Source organism: Herpetosiphon gulosus, from assembly GCF_039545135.1.
GTDB lineage: Bacteria > Chloroflexota > Chloroflexia > Chloroflexales > Herpetosiphonaceae > Herpetosiphon > Herpetosiphon gulosus.
In genome coordinates this window covers 89,736-111,121 of record NZ_BAABRU010000009.1, presented here as the reverse complement: position 1 = coordinate 111,121, position 21,386 = coordinate 89,736, and the positions used below count along the sequence as shown (strand labels likewise).

At 49.9% G+C, this 21,386-nt stretch carries 18 protein-coding genes; 16 read left to right on the top strand and 2 right to left on the bottom strand.

What is annotated here, in order from left to right:
- The first annotated feature begins 71 nt into the window (after nucleotides 1–71).
- Together ABEB26_RS13725 and ABEB26_RS13720 are read left to right on the top strand one after the other, a co-directional pair.
- Entirely contained in the window at nucleotides 72–3,047 is a 2,976-nt protein-coding gene (locus ABEB26_RS13725) for an ATP-binding protein (RefSeq protein WP_345722594.1), read from the top strand.
- A gap of 100 nt (nucleotides 3,048–3,147) precedes the next feature.
- Nucleotides 3,148–5,202, top strand: a complete 2,055-nt coding sequence (locus ABEB26_RS13720; protein ID WP_345722592.1) for an alpha/beta hydrolase — start codon at nucleotides 3,148–3,150, stop codon at nucleotides 5,200–5,202.
- Nucleotides 5,203–5,372: 170 nt separating this feature from the next.
- On the opposite strand, the gene ABEB26_RS13715 is transcribed toward ABEB26_RS13720, so the two are convergent.
- Together ABEB26_RS13715 and ABEB26_RS13710 are read right to left on the bottom strand one after the other, a co-directional pair.
- A complete protein-coding gene (locus tag ABEB26_RS13715) occupies nucleotides 5,373–5,615 on the bottom strand; it encodes a helix-turn-helix transcriptional regulator (protein ID WP_345722591.1) in 243 nt (80 codons plus the stop codon).
- Complete coding sequence (locus ABEB26_RS13710; RefSeq protein ID WP_345722590.1) at nucleotides 5,612–6,031, bottom strand: hypothetical protein; 420 nt, start codon at nucleotides 6,029–6,031, stop codon at nucleotides 5,612–5,614. The genes ABEB26_RS13715 and ABEB26_RS13710 overlap by 4 nt, the downstream gene beginning before the upstream one ends.
- A 322-nt stretch (nucleotides 6,032–6,353) precedes the next feature.
- On the opposite strand from ABEB26_RS13710, the gene ABEB26_RS13705 reads away from it, so the two are divergent.
- From ABEB26_RS13705 to ABEB26_RS13640, 14 genes are all read left to right on the top strand, one after another.
- A complete protein-coding gene (locus ABEB26_RS13705; protein ID WP_345722589.1) occupies nucleotides 6,354–7,430 on the top strand; it encodes a permease in 1,077 nt (358 codons plus the stop codon).
- Nucleotides 7,431–7,435: 5 nt separating this feature from the next.
- On the top strand, nucleotides 7,436–8,134 hold the full coding sequence (locus ABEB26_RS13700; protein WP_345722588.1) for a TIGR03943 family putative permease subunit: 699 nt from the start codon (nucleotides 7,436–7,438) through the stop codon (nucleotides 8,132–8,134).
- A gap of 18 nt (nucleotides 8,135–8,152) precedes the next feature.
- Nucleotides 8,153–8,416 (top strand): hypothetical protein, encoded by a 264-nt coding sequence (locus ABEB26_RS13695; RefSeq protein ID WP_345722587.1) that lies wholly within the window; start codon nucleotides 8,153–8,155, stop codon nucleotides 8,414–8,416.
- Between the two features lie 217 nt (nucleotides 8,417–8,633).
- Nucleotides 8,634–9,584 (top strand): NAD(+)/NADH kinase, encoded by a 951-nt coding sequence (locus ABEB26_RS13690; RefSeq protein WP_345722586.1) that lies wholly within the window; start codon nucleotides 8,634–8,636, stop codon nucleotides 9,582–9,584.
- Nucleotides 9,585–9,587: 3 nt separating this feature from the next.
- Complete coding sequence (locus tag ABEB26_RS13685) at nucleotides 9,588–9,818, top strand: DUF951 domain-containing protein (protein ID WP_345722584.1); 231 nt, start codon at nucleotides 9,588–9,590, stop codon at nucleotides 9,816–9,818.
- A 485-nt stretch (nucleotides 9,819–10,303) separates the two neighbouring features.
- Nucleotides 10,304–12,562, top strand: a complete 2,259-nt coding sequence (locus tag ABEB26_RS13680) for a peptidoglycan DD-metalloendopeptidase family protein (RefSeq protein ID WP_345722583.1) — start codon at nucleotides 10,304–10,306, stop codon at nucleotides 12,560–12,562.
- Between the two features lie 147 nt (nucleotides 12,563–12,709).
- Nucleotides 12,710–13,105 carry a hypothetical protein gene (locus ABEB26_RS13675; protein ID WP_345722582.1) on the top strand — a complete coding sequence of 132 codons (396 nt, stop codon included), beginning with the start codon at nucleotides 12,710–12,712 and terminating at the stop codon, nucleotides 13,103–13,105.
- Nucleotides 13,098–13,901 carry an isopentenyl phosphate kinase gene (locus tag ABEB26_RS13670; RefSeq protein ID WP_345722581.1) on the top strand — a complete coding sequence of 268 codons (804 nt, stop codon included), beginning with the start codon at nucleotides 13,098–13,100 and terminating at the stop codon, nucleotides 13,899–13,901. The genes ABEB26_RS13675 and ABEB26_RS13670 overlap by 8 nt, the downstream gene beginning before the upstream one ends.
- 49 nt (nucleotides 13,902–13,950) lie before the next feature.
- On the top strand, nucleotides 13,951–14,415 hold the full coding sequence (locus ABEB26_RS13665) for a YajG family lipoprotein (protein WP_012189827.1): 465 nt from the start codon (nucleotides 13,951–13,953) through the stop codon (nucleotides 14,413–14,415).
- A gap of 15 nt (nucleotides 14,416–14,430) precedes the next feature.
- A complete protein-coding gene (locus ABEB26_RS13660; RefSeq protein ID WP_345722580.1) occupies nucleotides 14,431–15,180 on the top strand; it encodes a DUF881 domain-containing protein in 750 nt (249 codons plus the stop codon).
- Nucleotides 15,177–15,884 (top strand): DUF881 domain-containing protein, encoded by a 708-nt coding sequence (locus ABEB26_RS13655; RefSeq protein WP_345722579.1) that lies wholly within the window; start codon nucleotides 15,177–15,179, stop codon nucleotides 15,882–15,884. Before ABEB26_RS13660 ends, ABEB26_RS13655 begins: the two co-directional genes overlap by 4 nt.
- Before the next feature lie 40 nt (nucleotides 15,885–15,924).
- Nucleotides 15,925–17,136: an NAD(P)/FAD-dependent oxidoreductase gene (locus tag ABEB26_RS13650; protein ID WP_345722709.1), complete on the top strand. Its 1,212-nt coding sequence runs from the start codon at nucleotides 15,925–15,927 to the stop codon at nucleotides 17,134–17,136.
- A 67-nt stretch (nucleotides 17,137–17,203) separates the two neighbouring features.
- The gene (locus tag ABEB26_RS13645; protein ID WP_345722578.1) at nucleotides 17,204–18,100 is read left to right on the top strand and encodes a hypothetical protein; all 897 of its coding nucleotides are present in this window, start codon (nucleotides 17,204–17,206) and stop codon (nucleotides 18,098–18,100) included.
- Nucleotides 18,084–21,350: a tetratricopeptide repeat protein gene (locus ABEB26_RS13640; RefSeq protein ID WP_345722577.1), complete on the top strand. Its 3,267-nt coding sequence runs from the start codon at nucleotides 18,084–18,086 to the stop codon at nucleotides 21,348–21,350. Before ABEB26_RS13645 ends, ABEB26_RS13640 begins: the two co-directional genes overlap by 17 nt.
- Nucleotides 21,351–21,386 lie beyond the last annotated feature (36 nt).

Below are 21,386 nucleotides of genomic sequence, written 5' to 3'. Positions count from 1 at the left end.
TTCCAGCGCAGCTAAGAATGCAGCTTAGCGCCCTAGCGTAGTCAATCCGTAATCACTGAAGGACATGGATTATGCAGTTTTGTTTTTTTGGCCTTGTGCGTGCCACATTCAACGATCAACCGCTACAATTTCGCTCGAATAAAGTTCGGGCACTTTTGGCGCTTATTTGGCTTGATCCACGTCGCCAGTGGGCGCGTGATCAGCTGGCAAGCTTGCTTTGGGAAGATTATTCGAGTAGCAAAGCTCGTACCAATTTGCGTGTAACCTTCTCGCAATTACAACACAGCCTGCATCCGTTGTATCAGGCCTTTCCTGAGCGTGCGCCGTTGTTGATCGCTGATCGGGCGCGGATTGTGCTGCAAGCCCAAACATGGCCTGAACTTCAGGTCGATGTCTGGCGTTTTGATCAAGCGATCGCCGCCTACCACGCCCATAACCATGAGCATGGAGTGATATGTGTTACTTGTCTTGAACAATTAACTGGCGCAGTTGGGTTGTATCAGGGCGATTTGTTGACTCCCTTTGCGATTGAGGCGAGTAGTGGATTTGATGCTTGGCTGGAACGGCAGCGCGAGGCGCGGCATCGACAATTAATCTTGGCCTACGATGTTTTAGCCGATTCGGCCCTGCGAATGCGCGATTTTCATGAGGTTCAGCGGCTTTCAACTGCCCAATTGGTGCATTTACCATGGCATGAGCAGGCCCATCGCCGCTTGATGATCAGTTTTGCCGAGTTGGGCCATCAGAGTCTGTTGCGTGAGCAGTATTTGTTATGCCAACGAACGCTTGAGCGCGAACTGGGGATCGGCCCTGATCCCGAGACTCAAGCGCTTTATCAGCGTTTAATCAATGCTTCTGCCACTTCGCCCCTGCCTAATCCAACGCTGCAAACCTTGCCTGAACTAAGCAAAGCGCTGATTGGGCGAACCCATGAATTGGCGCTTTTGCACAGCTTAATTGAGCAAAAACAGCAACGTTTGGTGACCTTGCTCGGTTTAGGGGGCATTGGCAAAACAACCTTAGCTTTGGCCTATGCTCATGCTGCCCAAGCGGCCTTTGAAGCAGTTTGGTTTGTGAGTTTTGTGGGTAGTGCTGGCGAATCACTCGCATCCGATCACCATCGAATTAGTGCAACCATCGCGACGACGCTAGGCTTATCGCAACAACTGCATACGCCCCAAGCAGCATTGCTGCATTATTTGGGGCAGCGCTCGGTCTTATTGGTTTTGGATAATCTTGAGCATCTGGTCCATGAAGCCATGGATCTTCAAGCGATCCTTGATGTTTGTCCCCATGTGGTGTTATTGGTAACCTCACGCGAGCCACTTAATATCCAAGCTGAGCAGCGGCTACAACTGCATGGCTTGGCGTTGGCAAATGCTGATCAAACGTTTGCCACAAGTGCTCAATTATTTCTGGCACGTGGAACCAACGCTACCCGCCAAATGTTGGCCGATCCTGCCAGCTTGGAATGGATCGATCGGATTTGTCGCATGCTTGATGGTAATCCGTTGGCAATTGAATTGGCCGCTCGTTGGGTGCACTATCTTGGGTTGGATGAAATTGCCACAGCGATTGAGCAGGATATGGATTTTCTGCAAACCAGCGTGCGCGATTTGCCCGACCGTCATCGCAGCATGCGGGCCGTGTTTGATGGCTCGTGGCGGTTGCTTTCGCGCCACGAACAGCGAGTGCTCAGTCAGGCTAGTTTGTTGCGGGGCAGTTGGTCGCTGGCGGCGATGCGTAGCATTATTGGGGTAGCGCACTTAACGGTGCGCGATTTGATTGATAAAAGTTGGTTGGCTCAAGATGCAGGTCGCTACTCGATGCATCGGTTGATCCAACAGTATGCCGCTGAACAATTGCAGCCCATGCCAACGACTGCTATGACTACGACCAAACGGCATAGTGTTTACTACCTTGCCCTTGTTCGTCGGCATACGCTAGCGCTTAGTGGCTCGCAACCACAAGCAAGCATTCGGCTTTTACGCGACGATCTTGATAATATTCGTCAGGCATGGCTTTGGGCGCTGGAACATGGCGCGACCCATTTGGTCCATGCAAGTCTTGCTGGTTTATCGCAGCTCTACGATCTTATGGGCTTGTATCACGAAGCAATTCGCGTGCTGCAAACCAGCATTAGCCAAATTCAACGCCAACCAACCAGCCTTCAGCAACAGCGTTTGCTGATGCGCTTGACAATTGCACTGGCTAGCCATTTTAATGCAGCAGCAGATTATCGCACTGCCGAGCAGGTTGGGCAACAGGCCTTGGATTTAGCTCAAACGCTTGATCTGCCGCAGTATATAGCCGCCTGTTTGTTGCAAATTGGCATCGCGCAACGCAACTATGGCCAGTTTGCTGCCGCCGAACAAAGCCTTCAGCGCTCGATTGCGATTGCCCAAACGTTGCCGTTGAAACAGGTCTATGCCCATGCGCTGCGTAGTTTGGGCTTTTTGGCCTATCTGCAAGGCAATTATGCTATGGCGTTGCGCTACCACGAGCAGGCGTTGGCGTTTTATAGGTTGCTTCACGATCAACGGAGTATCAATTTAGCCCAGAATACCTTGGCCTTAATCGCGCTTGCCCAGGGCGATCCCCAACATGCTTGGGATCAATTGGCGGCGATTTTGACGCGTTGTCAAGTGCTTGAGGATGGTTGGGGCGAGGCGTTGACCCTGAATAATCTGGGTGCTGTGGTGCAAGCTCAAGGTGATCCAGTTCGTGCGATCGATTATTATCAAAAGGCATTAAGTATTCGCCAACGGATTGGTGATCGTTGGGGTGAGGGCATTAGCCTAAGCAACTTGGCGGCGGCGTGGCACGAGCAGGCAGATTACCAAACTGCTTATCAAATCACAATTCAAGCCATTCAGCATACCACGGCGATTCACGATCTGCCGACGAAAGCTTATGCCTTGGCCACCCTCAGCCAGATTTTGCGAGCACTTGGTGATCAAACTGGAGCAGCTGCCGCTCAAAGCGAGGCCGTGACGCTGCGCACCCAGCTTGGGCAAACCCATCTGTTGGCGGAAACTATCGATTAATTCCATCCTGCAATCAGCCTGTAAACGTGTTTACGATCCGATTACGGGCGCGAGTTAAGCTACCCAGCATCAGCTAGCTCCATGATTAAAGGAAGCATCTATGAGCACACCAAAACCAATCGTCTATACCCGTATGCTGCTTGGATTGTTGTTGATCAGCATCAGTTTTGGCCTTGGATTGCCCCGAATCGCCGCCCAAGCTCCACATTCTGAGGACGCAGAGCGCTTAACCTCAACCGATTGGACGGCAATTCAAAGCCTGCTTGCACCAACCACGGCGATCACTGGCTCCAAATTTCAAGCTGGCTATTTGAAGGCTGCACAAGTCTCTACTGGCGCGACCTTTGGCACGAGTGTGGCAGTCTCTGGTGATACGGTGGTAGTCGGTGTTCCAGCCGAATCCAGCAGTTTGGCGGGCGTGCAAAATACGGCTACGCCGATTATCAATGGCTTGGCTTCGCAAGCGGGTGCTGCTTATGTGTTTGTGCGTGGGAATGCTGGCTGGCAGCAACAGGCCTACCTCAAAGCCTCTGAGGTTAGCGCCAACGATCGATTTGGCTGGAGCGTGGCGATCTCTGGCGATACGATTGTGGTTGGCTCGCCCTATGAGAGTAGCAGCACCGCTGGAGTGCAAAATACTGCCACACCGAGCGTCGATAATGCAGTTAATAGTGCTGGTGCAGCCTATGTGTTTGTGCGCACGGGCTCGAATTGGAGTCAGCAAAGTTATCTTAAGGCCTCGCAAGTTACAATTGGCGATTGGTTTGGCTGGAGCGTGGATTTAGAAGCAAACACAATTGTCGTTGGAGCCTATGGTGAGGATAGTAACATCGTTGGGGTGCAAAATAGTGCTACCCCAACGGTCAATGAAACGGCTACCGCAGCGGGTGCAGCCTATGTGTTTGTACGCACTGACACGAATTGGAGCCAGCAAAGTTATCTCAAAGCTGCCCAAATTAGTAATGACGATGTGTTTGGGTGGAGTGTCGCAGTGGCTGGCGATACGGTGATTGTTGGTGCGCCAGGTGAGGATAGTAGCCATACTGGAGTGCAAAATAGTGCTACCGCCTTGGTCAATGAGGCGGCTTTGGCAGCAGGCGCAGTTTTTGTATTTGCCCGCAGCGGCCCAATTTGGAGTCCACAAGTCTTTGTTAAGGCCTCGCAGGTTACACCTGGCGATCAGTTTGGCTTTAATCTGGCGATCGCTGGCAATACGATCGTGGTTGGCGCTCCCTACGAAGATTCGAGTACTTCAGGCGTGCAGCATGGCGCTAGCCCAAGCGTTGATGAGCTATCATCGTTCGCCGGAGCCGCCTTTGTTTATACCCAGAACGCAGGAGTATGGAGCCAACAAGCCTACCTCAAAGCGTCGAATGTCGCGGAGGGTGATCGTTTTGGCATGAGTGTAGCGATTGATGCTAATACGATTGTGATTGGTGCACCTGAAGAGGATAGCGGGATTGCTGGTGTCCAAAATAGTGCACAACCCAGTGCCGATGAGACCGCCATCCAAGCGGGAGCCGCCTATGTGTATGCCCACAATGGCACGACATGGAGCCAACAAAGTTATCTCAAGGCTTCGCAGGTTTCGACCGGCGATTATTTTGGGCGCGGGGTTGGGGTTGCAGGCGATATGTTGGTGATTGGGATTCCGCTTGAAGATAGCGCTAGCAGCGGTATTCAAAATAGTGCTACGCCAACTGTCGATGAACTTGCTGCTGATTCGGGCGCGGCTCTAATTATTGATACAGCCTATCGTTCGTATAGCCCGTTGGTTCAGCGGATGACGCTGCTAGCTTTGCTGACAGTTAATGCAGCTAGCATTCCTACCCGTGCAGTGACGCAACAGGGTGAAGTATTTGCAAGCTTCACGGCAACGTTGCCTGCCACGATTCCGGCTGGTGGTCATATTTATCTTTCGGCTAGTCCTAGCTCGTTGCAACCAACCTTGGTCGATGATCGGATTATCATTCGCGATGGAGCCAATGTGATTTTTCAACATACCTATGATATTGCTAGTAATGGCGAGCTGGTTGAACTTCCGTGGGAAGTTATTAATGCGGCCAGCGGCCATACCCTGACGATCACTTTTGTTGATGTTTCGGCAGGGCTAGTTGGGTCAACCCCGATCTATCTGATTTGGCTGGCTGAGTAGATATTAGGGCTAGTGGTCAGGGGTCAGGTTTCGAAAAAGAGGGTTCTAGGCTTCAGGCGTTTGGCTATCGGAACAATCCTTGCAACATTATGAAACATTCCGATAGCCAAACGCCTATAGCCCATAGCCAATTTCGCCTTCGTGATCAAAAGCTCATCGCCAATTTTTTGTTAGCCCTCATACTGTATGCCTGCGCCATCCTGTGGTATCCACTGAAACACTTCATCCAAGGGCACTTGAAAGACATGGGCAATCCGGAAGGCTGCTTCTAAGGTTGGGGCGTATTTGCCTGCTTCGATCGCCGCAATCGTCTGGCGGGTAACGCCGATGCGCTGGCCGAGATCGGCTTGGGTCATTTCGCCATTAATAAAGCGTAGCAGACGGATTCGGTTAGATAGGATGCCCTCGATCATGAGTACCTGCGATAGCTAATTACGGTGACGCTGTATTGTACAACTTCTGAGATAACCATGATCATGATTGCGGCGTTGACGATTGTCCAGCCACGTTCGGTGAAAGGCATGATCCCACCAACCACAATCATTCCCATCATCAGCACATAATAGGCCGATTGGAAGGAGCGCCGTTGAATGGCTTGATCGCGCTCGTCGGGCGGCATGCGCCGATCTTGGGGTGCTTTCATTCCTAAGTACAAATGGCCTAAGCCCAAGATGATCAGTTGGCTGATGGTCGTGGCGGCAAATAGGCCGAGTTGTGGCAGGTTGGGCACGTCAACTGGCTGGAAGATCGCTGATAAGGTGAAGTAAGGGCCATAGGTGACAGCGATTGCGATCAGTGCTAACCAAGCAGTTTTCTCTCGATACGGCATACAATGCTCCTTGGATATGTCAAATAAATCTAATCTAATGTTAGAAATACTATACATCATGTTGATTTTACATGTCAATAGGGTAATTATATAGAACATAGCAGTTGGTTATTGGGGATCGGTGATCGGTCGTTTCGGTGATGGCAAGGGACAATGGATTGCGCCAAATAATCATATTTATCTGTGCTAATCTGCGGCTAAAAAATTGAGCTTGGTGGCCTTCGCGGTTTCAGCCTTCGTGCTTTTCTTGGATCAAGCGAGCTGTTTTCAGGTACAGCATTTTCGGGTATCATGGCAGCAGTCGAACCAACGAGGTGTCCCCATGGCTGTTGTCAGTGTCGATGTTCAACCCAAAACCCAACGTAAATGGCTACTGTTTTTCGCGCCGCTGATTGGTATTTTAGGCCTGTGGCTGGCCAGTGGCTGGCTTGTACCAAGCAATTTAGCCCCATTGACCAACAAGCTTCAAGGCTTAGTTACCACCTTTCAAGGGATTTTTATCGAAGCCTTGCCCTTTTTGAGTGCTGGGGTGATTGTTTCAGTATTAATTGGCGAGTTTGTCAAACCACAGCATTTGGCTAGTTTTGTGCCGCAAAATGCTTTTGGAGCTTCAATTTTTGGCTCACTCTTGGGCTTGCTATTTCCAGTCTGCGAGTGTGGGGCGATTCCAACCAGTCGGCGTTTGTTGCGCAAAGGCGCACCAGCCTCAATGGGAATTGCCTTTGCCTTAGCGGCTCCTGTGGTCAATCCGATTGTGCTGATCTCAACTTCGATTGCCTTTGGTGATGTGCGTTGGGCCTTGGCGCGGGTTAGTTTTACGATTATCATCGCCTTGACGATTGGCTTGATTATTGGAGCTGGAATTAAGCGTGAAGCAATTCTAACGCCACTTTCATTAACTCCTGATGATGAGCATGATCATAGCCATTGTGACCATGACCATGGCGCTTGCGACCATTCCCATGAACAACCTAAGGGGCGTTTGGCTGGCTTGATTGCTCACGGTAGCGTTGAGTTTTTTGAAATGGCCCAATATTTGGTGATGGGTTCGTTACTCGCGGCAACGATGCAAACCTTCATTCCCCAATCGGCCTTGCTAACCCTAAATGATAGTGGTATCGGCTTTTTTGCCCCGTTGTTGGGGATTGTGGTGTTGATGCTGGTGGCAGTGCTGCTTTCAGTTTGTTCCACGGTTGATGCCTTTTTGGCCTTATCGTTCCTTGGTTTGTTCCATCCTGGTGCGGTCATGGCCTTTTTGGTCTTTGGCCCGATGATTGATATTAAAAGTACCTTGATGCTGACCACCACCTTCCGCCGCTCGGCGGTGTTGGCGATGGTTGTGTTGGCGGCCTTATTTGCGATTATTGCTGGCTTGATCAGCTATGTTGTTTTGATCTGAGGTGAATGATGCAACGTCAGGTGCTTGAGCGCTGGCTTTCGGTTGGAGTAATGTTCGGGCTGGGAGCCATGATTATCTACAAGTGGCAAACTAACCGCTTGAATTTGTATATTCACCCACGTTATACTGGCTTATTAGTTGCAACGGCGGTAGTGCTGTTGTTGGCGGCAGTCGGCATGGCCTTGACCAAAGCGCCAGCTATTCCTAAACGCATGTTGGCATTATTGACCATTCCAGTGGCCTTTGCCGTGCTTGTGCCGGCCCGCCCGCTGGGGGCAAATCTGGTCTCTGGTAAGGCTTTGAATGCCAATTCGAGTGATAATTTGCTGGCACGTTGGAAAACTAATTTATCCGATGATAGCAAAAGTTGGACATTACTCGAATGGACAACCGCAGTGCGGCAGAGCGATCTTGAAGTGCTGCGTGATAAACAGGCTGCCTTTGAAGGCTTTGTTTATCGTACCCCCGATTTGCCTGCTGATGAAGTGCTGGTTGGTCGTTATGTTGTAACCTGCTGCACCGCCGATGGTACGGCCTTGTCGTTGCGGGTCAAGGCTAACAACGGCGCAGATTTTAGCAATGATCAATGGGTGCGGGTTGAAGGAACCTTTGTGCCAGCCGAAATTAATGGCTCGGTTGTGCCCCAAATTGCTGGAACTTTAGTGCCAATCGAGATGCCTAGCTCACCATATTTGTATCCATAATGGTATGAGGAGTTTGTGATGAAACCATGGCTTCGTCGAACGATCATTTTTTCGGGAATTAGTTTGTTGCTTGGCGCGATTTTCAAAGAATTTTCGCAGCCACGCGGGTTGCGAGTTGGGGAAGGCAAAGTGCTAGGCGTTCCCTATAGCCTGCGCCTGCCAAATGGTCACGATCTGCGCCAACGCTACTGGAACGCCGAAGGTAGCCCAGTTGCGCCACCATTGTTGGGCGTTGGCTTTTATCCTAATATTCCAGCGTTGCTACGCAAGTTGCAAAAGTAAACGAGGGGTCAGTAATTAGGTATCAGGGATCAGAATTTAACGCAGAGGCGCAGAGCGTTTTGAAGGATGCAGTTTCTATCGAAATTTAATTGAGAGGTGTATGGTTGAAGCATTAGGATTTAGGTCGATGGTCAACAGTTAGAATTGCTGTGCTTTCAACTCTGATCCCTGACCCCTTGCCCCTTCGTGGATCAATTTTGGAGATCGGTTATTATTTATGACCCGTGTTGCAATCATTGCCAATCCAGCTTCAAGTAAAGATATTCGGCGGGTGGTCAGCCATGCCTCGAGTGTCTCGAATAATGAAAAAACCAGTATTGTGCGGCGGGTTTTACAAGGCTTGGCGGCCACGCCTGTGCACGAAGTTTGGTATTTGCCCGACCATGCTGGCATTGTGCGCAACGCCGCCGAGCGCCAACAATTGCCATTTCGCTTGCTGCCGTTTGAGGGCCAATGGCACGATCATGCTGATGATACAACTTTGGCTGCGCGTTTGGCCGAACAGCATGGAGTTGGCTGTTTAATCACGCTTGGTGGCGATGGCACGGCTCGGGCAGCAGTCAAAGGCTCGCGCTCGATCCCGATTTTAGCGCTATCAACCGGAACTAACAACGCTTTTCCTCAAACGATCGAGCCAACATTGGCAGGCTTGGCGGCAGGCAGTATGGCATGTTTTGCGTCTGAGGCGGTGACGCGCCATGCTTTGCTCGAAATTTATCGCAACCAGGAATTGCTTGATTTAGCGTTAGTTGATGTAGCCAGCGTTGCCGATAGCCTTGGTGGGCGGGCAGTTTGGGAAATTAGCAAAGTGCAACAGGTTGTTACCACCCGTTTAACCCCAGGCACGGTTGGGCTTTCGGCGATTGGTGGCCATTCTGGCATTGCGCCTGCTGATGCGCAAGCAGTGCATGTGTTGTTGGGTGCTGGACGAACGATCAACGTGCCAATTGCTCCAGGTTTAATCACACCCGTAGCCTTGGCCGAATCCACCTATTTGACTGCTGGAGAGAGCGTTGAATTGCGCAGTGGCGCGATTGCCCTTGACGGTGAGCGCGAATGGATGGCACGGGCTGGCGAGCAATGGCAAGTCAAAGTGCTTGCCGACGGCGTAGCGACTGTTGATATTGCTGCTGCGCTCGCAGCTTTTACCCAACAGCAAGCGAGGTAAATTGTGGCACGCTTAGATCTAGCGCTTGATGATATTGTGCAATTGCGCAAACCGCATCCATGTGGTGGCTATCGTTGGCGGGTCACACGTTTGGGAGCCGATATCGGCTTGCGCTGCATGACCTGTGAGCATAAAGTGATGCTGCCACGCGCGACCGTCGAGCAACGCACCAAAGCCCATTTTGATGCTGAAGGCCAGTCTAAGCCTGCGGTAAACGCCGAAAATGCCCCATAAATTTATGGGGCATTTATTTATTCTCGACCATAATATGTTTTTCAATTGGCTCATTGCCACACTTGGAAATAAAATCTTCTGCCCCAGTAACGCAAATCTATATCTCCTACTAGCCTCTAGAGCTATATTGCTTGCTCTGATCTTAGCCCTAATTTTACTATATCAAACGTAGCTTTGATATAGATCCCCTATACTCGTACTTGATCGATTATTGCCTATAAAAAAAGCTAGTTTTCGCTGGATAAATCCTGATATGGTTTTTAAAATGTAATTGTATGTTAGAATAAAGCTTAGATTAGAGCAGTTGATGGTATTGATTGAATGTTAGGATTGATATGCTGATCATAGGGAGGATTAAGCACTAGAGTGAAACGATTTTAAGTGATGTGGCATAGTCGGGACTTCATGGAATGTTGCTAGAACGTTGCCGTTGATCCATGAACTGGCATTGGAATGAGGAAGAATTTTTAATCGAGGAAACGCACATGCGGCAACGCTTAGTTCAGCTGTTGGTTTTGTTGGGAATAGTGATTGGAATGGTTTGGGCAACGCCAGCCCCATTGGTTGCGGCAACTGATCGAACGCACGAGCTAGCAACGCCTCAAGTGGCGACTGCTACCAACCTGAAATTTCCTTGGAGTGGTGGTGAAGAATGGAAGTTGACTCAAGGTTGGCATTTTTTACCTAAAGAACTTGCTGCTCTAAACTATGCTGTAGATTTTGCACCATTAAGTCAAAATCATGATATCTTGGCGGCTCATACTGGAGTTGTTTTGATTATCTGTGATGGGCCAAAATCTCAATCCCTTCTATTAACAGCTGACGATGGGTTTCAAACAGCCTATGTACATATAAAAAAAGGCACATTGAAAGTTGTCGATGGTGAGCGAATTGCTCAAGGAACCGTCTTAGGTTCAACTGTTGATAACCTTCCACCGAATACAAAAGATTCTGATAAATGTGGTGAGTGGACAGGTGCTCATGTTCATATGGAATTTAGTAGCCGTGAAGTAACTATCGATGGTTGGACTTCAAATAGTATGAATATTTGGTATTCAGGAGCTTTGGAAAAAACGGTTAACAGTAATTTTCTTTCTACTAATATAGCCGTTTCTAGTTCTTTGAAGGGCTATATTGATGGGCCAGCCCCCAATGCCCAGCTGAGCAACCGGATTAAAATCAATGGTTGGGCCAAAAGTACAAATTCTACAATCAAGGAAGTCAATATCTATGGGCGTTTGGCAGGCTCGAACCATGGATTTGTGCCATTAGCCAAAGCCAATTACGGTGAATATCGCCCTGATCCTGGTTTGGCTGGGCCGTATGGCTGGTCGTGGGAGTGGGATACGAGTCGGTATGGCAATGGCAACTATGAATTAAAGGTTAAAGCGACCTCGCTTGATGACAGCAGTGCATGGTTGCTTGATTCAGCCAATCATTCAGAAATCCTGAGTGTAAACGTTCAAAATAGCACCCATGTCTGTCTTAAACCGCTCTATCGCTATTTCAATGGTTCAGTCTTGCGCCATTTCTATACCCAACATTGGAGTGAGCTAGGGTTGGGCGATGTAAATTGGCGCTATGAACAGATTACTGGGTTTGTTGCAGCCAGCGGCTGTTCGTTGCCAAGTGGCACACCGCTCTATCGTTTAGCCCATAATACACTGACTCCTAAGCACATGTATGCGACGCAATACGAACGTGATGTTTTGGTTTCGAGCGGGCTATATCACGATGAAGGCAGCGTTGGCTTAATCGCTCAACAAGCCCAAAGCCAATATGTCATGGCTTCGTTGCAACGCATGTACCACGCAGGCCGCAACGATCATTTCTTTACAACCGATCAAAACGAGGTTAATTTAGCGCGTAATGAAGGGTATCAGTTGGAAAATTCCGTTGGTCAGATTGTGACGGTGGCAAATGTGATTCCCAATCCGCCAACTGGCTTGAGTCCAAGTGGCACGACATTAAATAGCCTGAATGTGCAGCTGACATGGAATGATGGGGGTGATCCTGATAATTATCCACGCAACAACCGCGATTATGTGGTAGAAGTTCGCGCTACTAATAACTCGTGGTCGCAAAGCCGCTCGTGGAATACAAACACAAACTGGTTGGTGACCGTGCCTCAGCCGGGAACATATGTATGGAAGGTGCGTTCTGGTGATGGGCTTAGTCCAAGTGCATGGTCGGCAGAGCGTCAATTTACCGTGAGTACCAATGCTCAGGCGGGGTTGATGGTCAACCCTAATCCAATTCCTGCCTCAACTTCATCATCAAGTGCCACAATTACTTGGGGCACTGGCAATGGGACTCAAGGGCAATTGTTTGTCTCGGAGAATGGCGGACCTGATCGATTGATGGCGCAAGGTGACTATGGCGTAGATAGCCCTGCATGGTTTGCACCTGGCTCTGAGTATCGCTTCCGTTTGTATGCAGGCCTCAATCGTGAAACCCTGTTGCGCGAAATTACCGTGCGACGTGAACGAAGCTTGATTGCGAATCCAAGTAGTATTCCGGCGGGTGCACAAGGGTTGCAACAAATTATGCTCTATTGGAGCACTGGCGATGGCAGTGAAGCCCAAGTTTATGTTTCAAAAGATGGTGAGCCAGAGAAATTAATGGCTCAAGGCCCGTATGGCAAGGCAAATCCTGCATGGATTGTTCCAGGTTCTGTCTATCGTTTCCGTTTATATGCAGGCTTTAATCGGGCTACCCTCCTGCGTGAAATTATTGTGCGCTAACCAATAATTATTTACAACAGCAACGATTTGCTGAGATCAAACCCTTGGCGAATCGTTGCAGTTTAGCCTTCTACAACTCTCATCAAGCCCCAACATTGTGTTGCCAGATTTCTAGTACAATAGTACCACCTGTGAAGGAGGTGGCTTATGCTTGAACGACCATGTTGGCAGTGCCAAACTGGCAATAGCCTCGACCAAACTCATTGTGCTGTGTGTGGTGCCGACCTTGCCCAACCTACCACGACGACTAGCCTCGCAACCAAAGCTTCAACCAGCTTGACGAACCGCCTGCGCCAATCGCCGATTTTGCGGAGTCCAGTGGCTAAGTCAGTCGCATTGGGATTAGCAGCCTTGGCCGTCGATCTTGGCTCGAATTTGTTGAGCAAGCGCCAAAAACCTGCCGCAGCACCAACTACCACGTTGGCAAATAAACCTGCTGCTGCGCAACGGGTCTTTTTGCGCCAACGAGAGTGGCAAGAGTTTGATGAACAGGGAACCTTGCGTCGCCATGTTGTGGAGCGTTTAATCATTCGCGATGAATAAGCCTATTTTTATCAAACTTGGCGGCTCGATGTTGACCGATAAAACCAGCGCCGAACGTTTGGTCGATCAAACGCTCAAGCAGGTTGTGACCGATTTATCGGCTTGGCGACAGGCACATCCTAACCAGCCGATTTTGCTGGGCCATGGTGGTGGCTCGTTTGGCCATTATTGGGCTGAACGCTATCAAACCGCCCAAGGCATTATCAACGAGCAAAGCTGGTGGGGCGTGGCACGGGTGGCCGATGCTATGGCGCGGCTCAATCGTGCGGTCGTTGGAGCTTGCTTGGATGCTGATTTACCCGCGATTGGCATTCAACCGATGGCCTCAAGCCTGGCGAATGCTGGCGAGATTCAACAAATTGGCAGCCAAACGCTCGCGACTTTGTTGGCTGCTGGAACGATTCCGGTGATTTATGGCGATGTCTTGCTTGATGTCGCCCAAGGTTGTACAGTCGCCTCGACCGAACGGATTTTTAGTGCCTTGGTTGGCCCACTCCAGCCAACCCAAATCATCCTACTTGGCGAACAGGCCGTCTATGATGCCGACCCCCGCCAACACGCCGATGCTCAACCAATTCCTTTGATTAATCGGACAAACTACGCTGCGATTATTGCTCGGCTCGGTGGCTCGCATGGCGTTGATGTCACCGGAGGCATGCGCAATAAAGTTGAAGCAATGTGGCAATTAGTCCAACAAGCACCGCAGCTTGAAATTTGGATTTGTGGTCCTCAACAGTTGCAATCTGCGTTATCAGGACAATTAAACGGCCCTGGCACGATTATCAAGCTTGATTAATGCCCTGTTTGCTGATCATCTATGATCTGCCATGCCTTTGGAGGTTTTTATGCAACGGCTTAAATTATTCACGTGGTGTCTGTTTTTATTGGTTGGTTGTGGCCAAATTGCAGTTGAACCCAAGCCCGCCCCGCCAGAATCAGTCGCTAGTGATGATTATGATGTTGCGGTGGTCAGCGTCGATTTCGACCCAGCCTTGCAAGGTTCGCGCTTGCCAATTAGCGATAAATATGCGGTTTTGGTGGCTTTGGAGAATCGTGGCCTGCTAACCGCTTACAATATTAAAGTTAATGCGCGTTTGCGCCGCAGTAGTGATGATATACTTATGCTGAGTGGTAGTCGAAGCGTGACTGAATTAGCTCCAGGCCAAATCTTGGTTGTGCGAATCGAGCCTGAGGGAGCGATACCAGCCAACGCTGATGTTTATAGCCTGGTTGTACGGGCTGAACCACTAAGCCAAGAAACTCTGACCAGCAATAATACACGCGAATTTACCATCCGCGTCGAGCCATAGCCTGCGGGAGCACCTATGCGTCAACTAGTACCTCAGCATCGTGCCATTTTGTCGCTGTTCGCTTTGCTCTTTGGGGGCTTGTTTGTCGGCATGTTAATGTCGGTACGGCCTCAAGTGGCGCTTTCGAGTAGTAGTAGTTCGCGCAATAGCTCAGCTAGTTTGAGTGTTGATCGGATCAGCACGCTGCGTGAGCATCAGCAAGAATTAAATGCTGAACTCAGTCGTCTGCGCGATGAACAAGCTGAGTTGCAACAACAATCAACCTCCAGTCAAAGCAACTTTGAAGAAATTCGCACTCAAATCGATCAGCAGCAACAATTGGCGGCCTTGGTGGCGATGCGTGGGCCAGGCGTGGTTGTGACGCTCAACGATAGCAACGCCAATTCGTTGCCCGATGAAGTTGCCGACGTGAATCGTTATATCATCCATCAGCAGCAGCTTGTGACCTTGGTTGGGGTACTGTGGAGCAACGGCGCTGAGGCAATTTCGATCAACGATCAGCGCATCACCGACCAAACCTCGATCTATTGTGTTGGCTCAACGATTTTGATTAACCAAGAGTTAATGGCTCCGCCATTTACGATTCGCGCAATCGGCGACCCCAATACTTTAGCCAATGCCGCCAGTAATTCGCCTTTGCTCAGCGATTTATGGAGCCGCCAGCGCGAATTTGGTATCGGTGTCGATGTTAAGCAAAAAGCCCAAGTGCAAGTGCCGGCCTACACTGGCCCCTTGGCCAATCGCCATCTGGAGGTTGCGCCATGAAGCGCTTTCGCATTCGGCGCGGGATTTTGCGCCAAAGCTTGTTAACCTTGATGTGTATGTTGATTGGCTTTGCGGTAGTGACCCAACTGCGCACCTATGAAAATATTGCTAACGATGTGGTCAAGCTTTCGCCTGAGCAACGGGCCGAATTAATGATTAGCTTGATCGATCGTAATGCGGCGACTGAGCGCGAAATTATTGCCTTGCGCCAGCAAAATGAAGATTATCGCCGCACTCAATCGAATGGCACCAGCACGCTTGATCAATTGGCCAACGATTTGAATCGCTATAAATTGCATACTGGAGCGGTGCAAGTCCAAGGCGGCGGGGTCACGATTACGATTAATTATCCTCTGCGAGCTGCTGATGTGATTGCCCTGACCAATGAAGTGCGCAATGCCAGCGGTGAAGCAATTGCGATTAACGGGCGGCGGATTGTCGCGCGAACCCGCATCGAAGAAGATGACAATGCCGAATTGTATCTTGATGGCCAAATTCAACACGCCCCCTACACCATCCAAGCAATTGGCGATAAAGAAACCTTGATGGGCGCATTGAATCGGGTTGGTGGCCTGTTGCGGATTTGGAACGAAATTGATGGGGTCGATATTACGATTGAGCCAACTAACGTAATTACTATGCCGCGAGTCAGCAACCAGCCTGAGTTTCGCTATGCCCAACCTGCGCCCAAAGAGGGCCAATAGCACAGCCATTTTGGGCTAAAATCAGTCGCCACGCCAGAGCATCCTTTGGTACAATAGTGCAAACATCATTGCACATCAAAGGAGATCGTTCGGAATGGTTCACCAAGCACAGGTTGTCGTTATTGGGGCAGGCATCATTGGGGCTTCTGTTGCCTACCATCTTGCTGCGCGGGGCTGTACCGAGGTAGTGGTGTTAGAAAAAGAGGCAGTTGAGGTTACTGGCTCGACTGCTCGTTCTGCGGCTGGGGTTCGCCATCAGTTCTCATCACGCACCAATATCTTACTTTCCCAATATAGCATCGAACGCTACAAACATTTTACCGAAGAAATTGGCGGCCATGCCGAATTACATCAACATGGCTATCTCTTTTTGTTTAATGATCAAGCCACTTGGCAAGCCTACCAAGCAGTGCTCGAATTGCAACGTAGCTTAAATGTACCAGTGCAGGTGCTTACGCCAGAACAGGCCGCTGGCTATATTCCCGAATTAAATATTAGCGATCTCGTTGGCGCAACCTATTGTGCTGAAGATGGCTTTGTTGACCCGCATGGCATTGCAATGGGCTATTTGAACAAAGCCCGTGAGTTGGGCGTGAAGGTTTTACGCGATGCTCCGGCGTTAGGCTTTGAATTTGCCGATGATCAGGTAGTTGGGGTGCAAACCCCGCAAGGCACAATTCATTGCCAGTATGTGGTTAATGCTGCTGGCCCCTATGCTGGCGAGGTCGGCAAAACCGCTGGCTTTGAGATTCCAATTAAGCCCTATCGCCGCTGCATCTATGTTTCCGATCCATTTCCGGCCTTGCCCAAAGATATTCCGCTGACGATTGATGTTGGCACGGGAGCTTACATTCGCAAAGAGCAAGAGACCGTGCTGATGGGCCTGAGCAATCTCAATGAGCCATCATCGCACGATACCACGGTCGATTGGGATTGGCTGGATACGGTCTTGGAAGCCATGCTCAATCGTTTTCCAATTTTGGAACGCGCTGGTCTCTCTGAACGCCAATCGTGGGCTGGCTCGTATGAAATTACGCCCGACCACCTACCCATTTTAGGTCGTATGCCCAATTGCCCTAATTGGCTGAATGCCGCCGGATTTAGCGGCCATGGCGTGATGCATGCGCCCGCAACTGGTTTGCTGATTGCCGAAGAAATTCTTGATGGCCGCGCTCACTCAATCGAGATTGACGAGTTGCGAATCGAACGCTTTGCTGCTGGCGAACTACACGCTGAGCGCAATGTAATCTAGGGGTGTTTCAAGCCTGCGTCGGTTGGCGAGGCAGGCGCAGGCTTGAATGGAGTGTTGAGCAACGCCTATGCAGAGCATCGACAAACTATTTGTAAACCGCGAAAAACAAACTGCTGGCTTTGTAAAAATGGTGCAAGGTGAAACGCCTAAACGCATCATGATGATTGAGGCGGGCGGTGGGTTAGGGAAATCGTGGACTGTCGAATTTATGCGAGCTGAATGTCAGCGGCGGGGCATTCCGAATACTGAAATTGATTTTGCCGATAGTGTTGTTTATGATTATTTGGCGATGTTGCGCCGTGCCCGCGATGGCTTGGGGCCAGCCGCGTTTAATCAATTTACCCAAGCAATCAACGAAGTAACTCAGCCAACCGTGCGGATCGAAACAGGCACGGCTAATACCAACGCGATCAACAATCTCTTGGGGCAGGGCAATAGTTTTTCTGGCTCGAATGTGAATGTTGGCGATGTCGTTGCAGGCAACGTGATCAAAGATAATTCGTTTGTGATTAATGCCGATAATGCGGTGGTGCGTCAGGCCTTGCAAGATCGCTTGACCTTGGCGTTTTTTGAATGTTTAACTGCCTTGGCAACTCAAGGCCCGCTCTGTTTTTTCTTTGATACCTATGATAAAGTCACGGTCGAAGCTGAAGCATGGCTCATGGGTCACCTTTTGCCGCGGGTGCGCGATGGCTTGATTCAAAATGTGGTGGTGGTGATTGCTGGGCGTTCGGTGCCCAAACTTGATAATCAGTGGGATCGGATGATCGCGCGAACTGGGCTGGATTTATTTTCTGAACCGTATGTCAAAGAATATTTGGTTCAGCGCCGCGGCCTTAATGACGATCCAAATGTGATTAAAGCGCTCTTTCAAGGGAGCACCGGACAACCGCAACTGCTCGCGATGTTGGCTGATAATATCCTACGCTCTCAAGATAGTGGAGGCGATGATGACTGGCTCTGAAACGCATCAATGTCCTACATGCGAAACTGTCTTGCGCCCTACTACCTTATTTTGTCCGCGCTGTGGCACGCCGATTATGCCAACCGTCAGCAATGCCTTGCAACTCTCGATCACCCAAATTCTTGAGAGCATGAAGCCTGGTCAGGCCGAGGTGATGCGGCGTTGTGCGATTCCGCGCTGGTTTGATGAAGAAATTTTGGCGGTGCTGCGCGAACGCGAGGATGGCAACAACGCCAAAATTCTCCAGCAAGTGATCGAATATAGCTTTGTGCGTCAAGTTGGTGAGGGTCGTTATGCCTATATCGACGATGTGCGCCAATATTTGCTGGAAGATTGGCGGCTGCGCCCCGATGATTTGCACCCCATTCAGCAGCGTTTGTATCGCTATTTCGAGCGGCGCATGGGTTCGACCATGGCCGATAATCGCGCAACATGGCTACGTGAAATTGTCACCTACGATTTGCTATTGGCCTCAACAACCAGCGTTAAGCATCAAAAACAAGATGATAATAATCCGTGGCTCTTGACTCAGGCAGTCGTGGCGGCGCGGGTTGAACGAGCTTTGCTGCGTTTTCGTAATTTATTCGAGGGCGCTTTTAATGCTCACCGCATGGCCGAGGCCGAGGCAATTTTGTTGGCGGCTGAGGAGCAAAGCAATATTCTCGCCCCATTGGTGCGCGATTGGCTGTTGTATTATCGTGGCAAGATGAATTTTGCCATGGTTCGGCTTGACGAGGCGATTAGTTGCTTTGAAATTTTGCTCAAGCGCGATGATCTTGATTCTGAGTTGCAGGTTTTAGTCGCAATCAGTCTTGGCGATGTGCAAGTTGAGGCGGGCAAATGGTCAGCTTCGATCTTGTCGTATCAAAAAGCCTTGGCAACGCCTAAAATCGAGGCAGCTCAGCAGGCCGAAGCCCACCTTGGAATTGCCGATGCCTACAATGAAATTGCGATTAGCTCTGGTGGTTGGCATCAACCACAAATTCAGAAATATCCAATTTCACGCGCCTTAGCCAAACTGTTCCAGTCAATTGCGATCATTCCGATGTTTATTTTGGTGAGCATTTTGCGGCGTTTAGGTGCAGCCGTACCCAAACCTGTGATTTTGCTGCGCTACCAAAATTGGCTGCTAGCGCGAATTTTCCGCGCCTCGCGTGACCAAACTATGGCAGCCTATACGATCTTCCGCCAACAGAATGATCAAGTCAATATGATTCGCTGTGAGATGCGTTTGATCGATATTGATGTGTTGTTTGGCAGCGTTGATGAAGCAATTGTTTTGGCTCAGCACAGCCTCGAACGACCTGGCTGCGAGGAACCTTATCGCAAAGCTCGGGTTCAGGTAACCTTTGCCCGCGCATTAATTGCCAAACAAGATTATGCTCAAGCAATTGAGGTTGTGAATCAAGCCTTGACCGTATTTCGGGCAGTCGATGATGGTCGTTGGGAATCACGAGCCTTGACCACGCTTGGCCGCGCTTTGCAAGAATCGGGTCAGGCTGAAGCAGCCTTAAATGCCTACAAAGAAGGCTTGACCCGTGCGCGTGGCATTGGCTCAGTGCTTAGCCGCGAACGGATTTTATATGAATTACGTAGTTGGCGACGCTCAGAATTAAGCTATCCCAGCGAAATTGGCGAAATTCTGCGTGATGAGCCAACCCAACGCTTTGTCGCACGCTTTCCGCGCTTCCTGTTGCCCTATTTGCAAGTTGGCCAAACCCTGCTGATTCCATTGATTTTGGTGTTTGCAGCAATTGTTGCGCCAACGCTTCAAACCCAAACGATCATTCAATCAAGCAGCAATTTGATTTTGCCTGCGCCCGATGTCTATGTTTTTCCGTGGTATCGGCTGATTATTGCGCCGTTGACGATGTTGGTATTGACGGGGATTGGCTATAGTGTGCTGGGCTTGATTGTGCTGTGGCGTATGCCGATGAATCAGTTGCGCAATAATCAGCCGATTGTGCATATCATCACCCCCAATGAGCTGATTCATCAAGATCAATATGGTCAAGAATCACATCGAATCAAATGGAAGGATGTGACCGAAATCATCACGGCTGATCGGCGGGTTTGGAAACGCCCGTTGATGGTGTTTTCGCGCAGTTTTGTGCGCTCGACCATGCAGCCGTTGCTGCGAATTGATGGCATTACTGGTTGGTACAATACCCTGCTGTATCTGATTGATAAGCGGGCGAGTGAAGCAGGCGCAACGATTCGCTATTTGAGCGCCGATATTAGCTTGCTGCGCAGTGTTTGGGGTTCAGTAATTGGGGTTGGCACGGTCTTGCTGATTCTGCTAATGGCTAGTGTCAATAGTTGGATTCCCAATATTGCCGAGTTTTTGCCTGCAACCTTTTATTCAGTGCTCCAATTGTTGGCATTTAGCGGCATTTTGCTGATTGGCCCAACGATTTTTTGGACGGTGATTCGCCCATTACGGCTTGATAATGAATTTGCCTTGGATGAGCGTTTACCAACTTTGGCGGCAATAATTGGGCTGATTGTGATGGTGCTGTTTATTATCACCGATGGCTCAATTGTGCGCGTGCCGATTTTCAGTGTGTCGCTGTTTATTGCTGGGGTCTATGTTTTTAGTGAAGGCATTTATCAACTAGGCGTGCGGCGTGGCAAGGATCGCCGCTGGCGAGCAGGGGTGACGGTTGTTGGGTTTGGTTTATTGCTAGCAGCGATGCTGATTGTGCGTGAAACGGTTTGGCGAGAGTTCTATCATGCTCGTTCCTATGCCTATACCGTGCAGGACAACGAGGCGGCGGCTGCTGACGATCGGCTACGCGAAGCGTCGCTGGCCACGGTCATGTTTGAACGACCGATGGTTTTAGAAGAAGCTGTGCTGTCTAGTCAAAACAGCGATTGGGAAGAAGCCAGTCAGCAATATACGGCGATTGTCAATAGCCGCCAGTATGATGCCCGAATTCAGGCCTTAGCCTATCACAACTGGGCATTAACCGAGCTTTCGCGTTGTAAAGCTAATCCATGTAGTGAAGCCGAATGGGCGCGAATTGTCCAGTTTGAGAGCGAATCGATTACATTAATTGATATTGCAATTGAGCAACATCAGGCCAATCCTGAGGAGCGGGCGGTGTTACTTGAAGCTCAAGGTTCGGCCTATATCGAGGTTGGTCAAATTCCTGAGGCGATTCAAAAATTAACCCAAGCCTTGGCCAGCACGCGTGAGCCAAAGGTGCAACAGCGGATTGAGGGATTGCTCGATTCGCTGCAACGCTAAATGATCAATAGCCCACCTCACGCCCTAACCCCCTAA

What these genes read in the sequence shown, in the direction of transcription:
- ABEB26_RS13710 (WP_345722590.1), bottom strand. Translation starts at nt 6,031, where the DNA reads ATGCCGTATCGAGAGAAAACTGCTTGGTTAGCACTGATCGCAATCGCT.
- ABEB26_RS13660 (WP_345722580.1), top strand. Translation starts at nt 14,431, where the DNA reads ATGCGTCAACTAGTACCTCAGCATCGTGCCATTTTGTCGCTGTTCGCT.
- ABEB26_RS13670 (WP_345722581.1), top strand. Translation starts at nt 13,098, where the DNA reads ATGAATAAGCCTATTTTTATCAAACTTGGCGGCTCGATGTTGACCGAT.
- ABEB26_RS13695 (WP_345722587.1), top strand. Translation starts at nt 8,153, where the DNA reads ATGAAACCATGGCTTCGTCGAACGATCATTTTTTCGGGAATTAGTTTG.
- ABEB26_RS13720 (WP_345722592.1), top strand. Translation starts at nt 3,148, where the DNA reads ATGAGCACACCAAAACCAATCGTCTATACCCGTATGCTGCTTGGATTG.
- ABEB26_RS13645 (WP_345722578.1), top strand. Translation starts at nt 17,204, where the DNA reads ATGCAGAGCATCGACAAACTATTTGTAAACCGCGAAAAACAAACTGCT.
- ABEB26_RS13725 (WP_345722594.1), top strand. Translation starts at nt 72, where the DNA reads ATGCAGTTTTGTTTTTTTGGCCTTGTGCGTGCCACATTCAACGATCAA.
- ABEB26_RS13700 (WP_345722588.1), top strand. Translation starts at nt 7,436, where the DNA reads ATGATGCAACGTCAGGTGCTTGAGCGCTGGCTTTCGGTTGGAGTAATG.
- ABEB26_RS13680 (WP_345722583.1), top strand. Translation starts at nt 10,304, where the DNA reads ATGCGGCAACGCTTAGTTCAGCTGTTGGTTTTGTTGGGAATAGTGATT.
- ABEB26_RS13705 (WP_345722589.1), top strand. Translation starts at nt 6,354, where the DNA reads ATGGCTGTTGTCAGTGTCGATGTTCAACCCAAAACCCAACGTAAATGG.
- ABEB26_RS13655 (WP_345722579.1), top strand. Translation starts at nt 15,177, where the DNA reads ATGAAGCGCTTTCGCATTCGGCGCGGGATTTTGCGCCAAAGCTTGTTA.
- ABEB26_RS13675 (WP_345722582.1), top strand. Translation starts at nt 12,710, where the DNA reads ATGCTTGAACGACCATGTTGGCAGTGCCAAACTGGCAATAGCCTCGAC.
- ABEB26_RS13715 (WP_345722591.1), bottom strand. Translation starts at nt 5,615, where the DNA reads ATGATCGAGGGCATCCTATCTAACCGAATCCGTCTGCTACGCTTTATT.
- ABEB26_RS13690 (WP_345722586.1), top strand. Translation starts at nt 8,634, where the DNA reads ATGACCCGTGTTGCAATCATTGCCAATCCAGCTTCAAGTAAAGATATT.
- ABEB26_RS13640 (WP_345722577.1), top strand. Translation starts at nt 18,084, where the DNA reads ATGATGACTGGCTCTGAAACGCATCAATGTCCTACATGCGAAACTGTC.
- ABEB26_RS13665 (WP_012189827.1), top strand. Translation starts at nt 13,951, where the DNA reads ATGCAACGGCTTAAATTATTCACGTGGTGTCTGTTTTTATTGGTTGGT.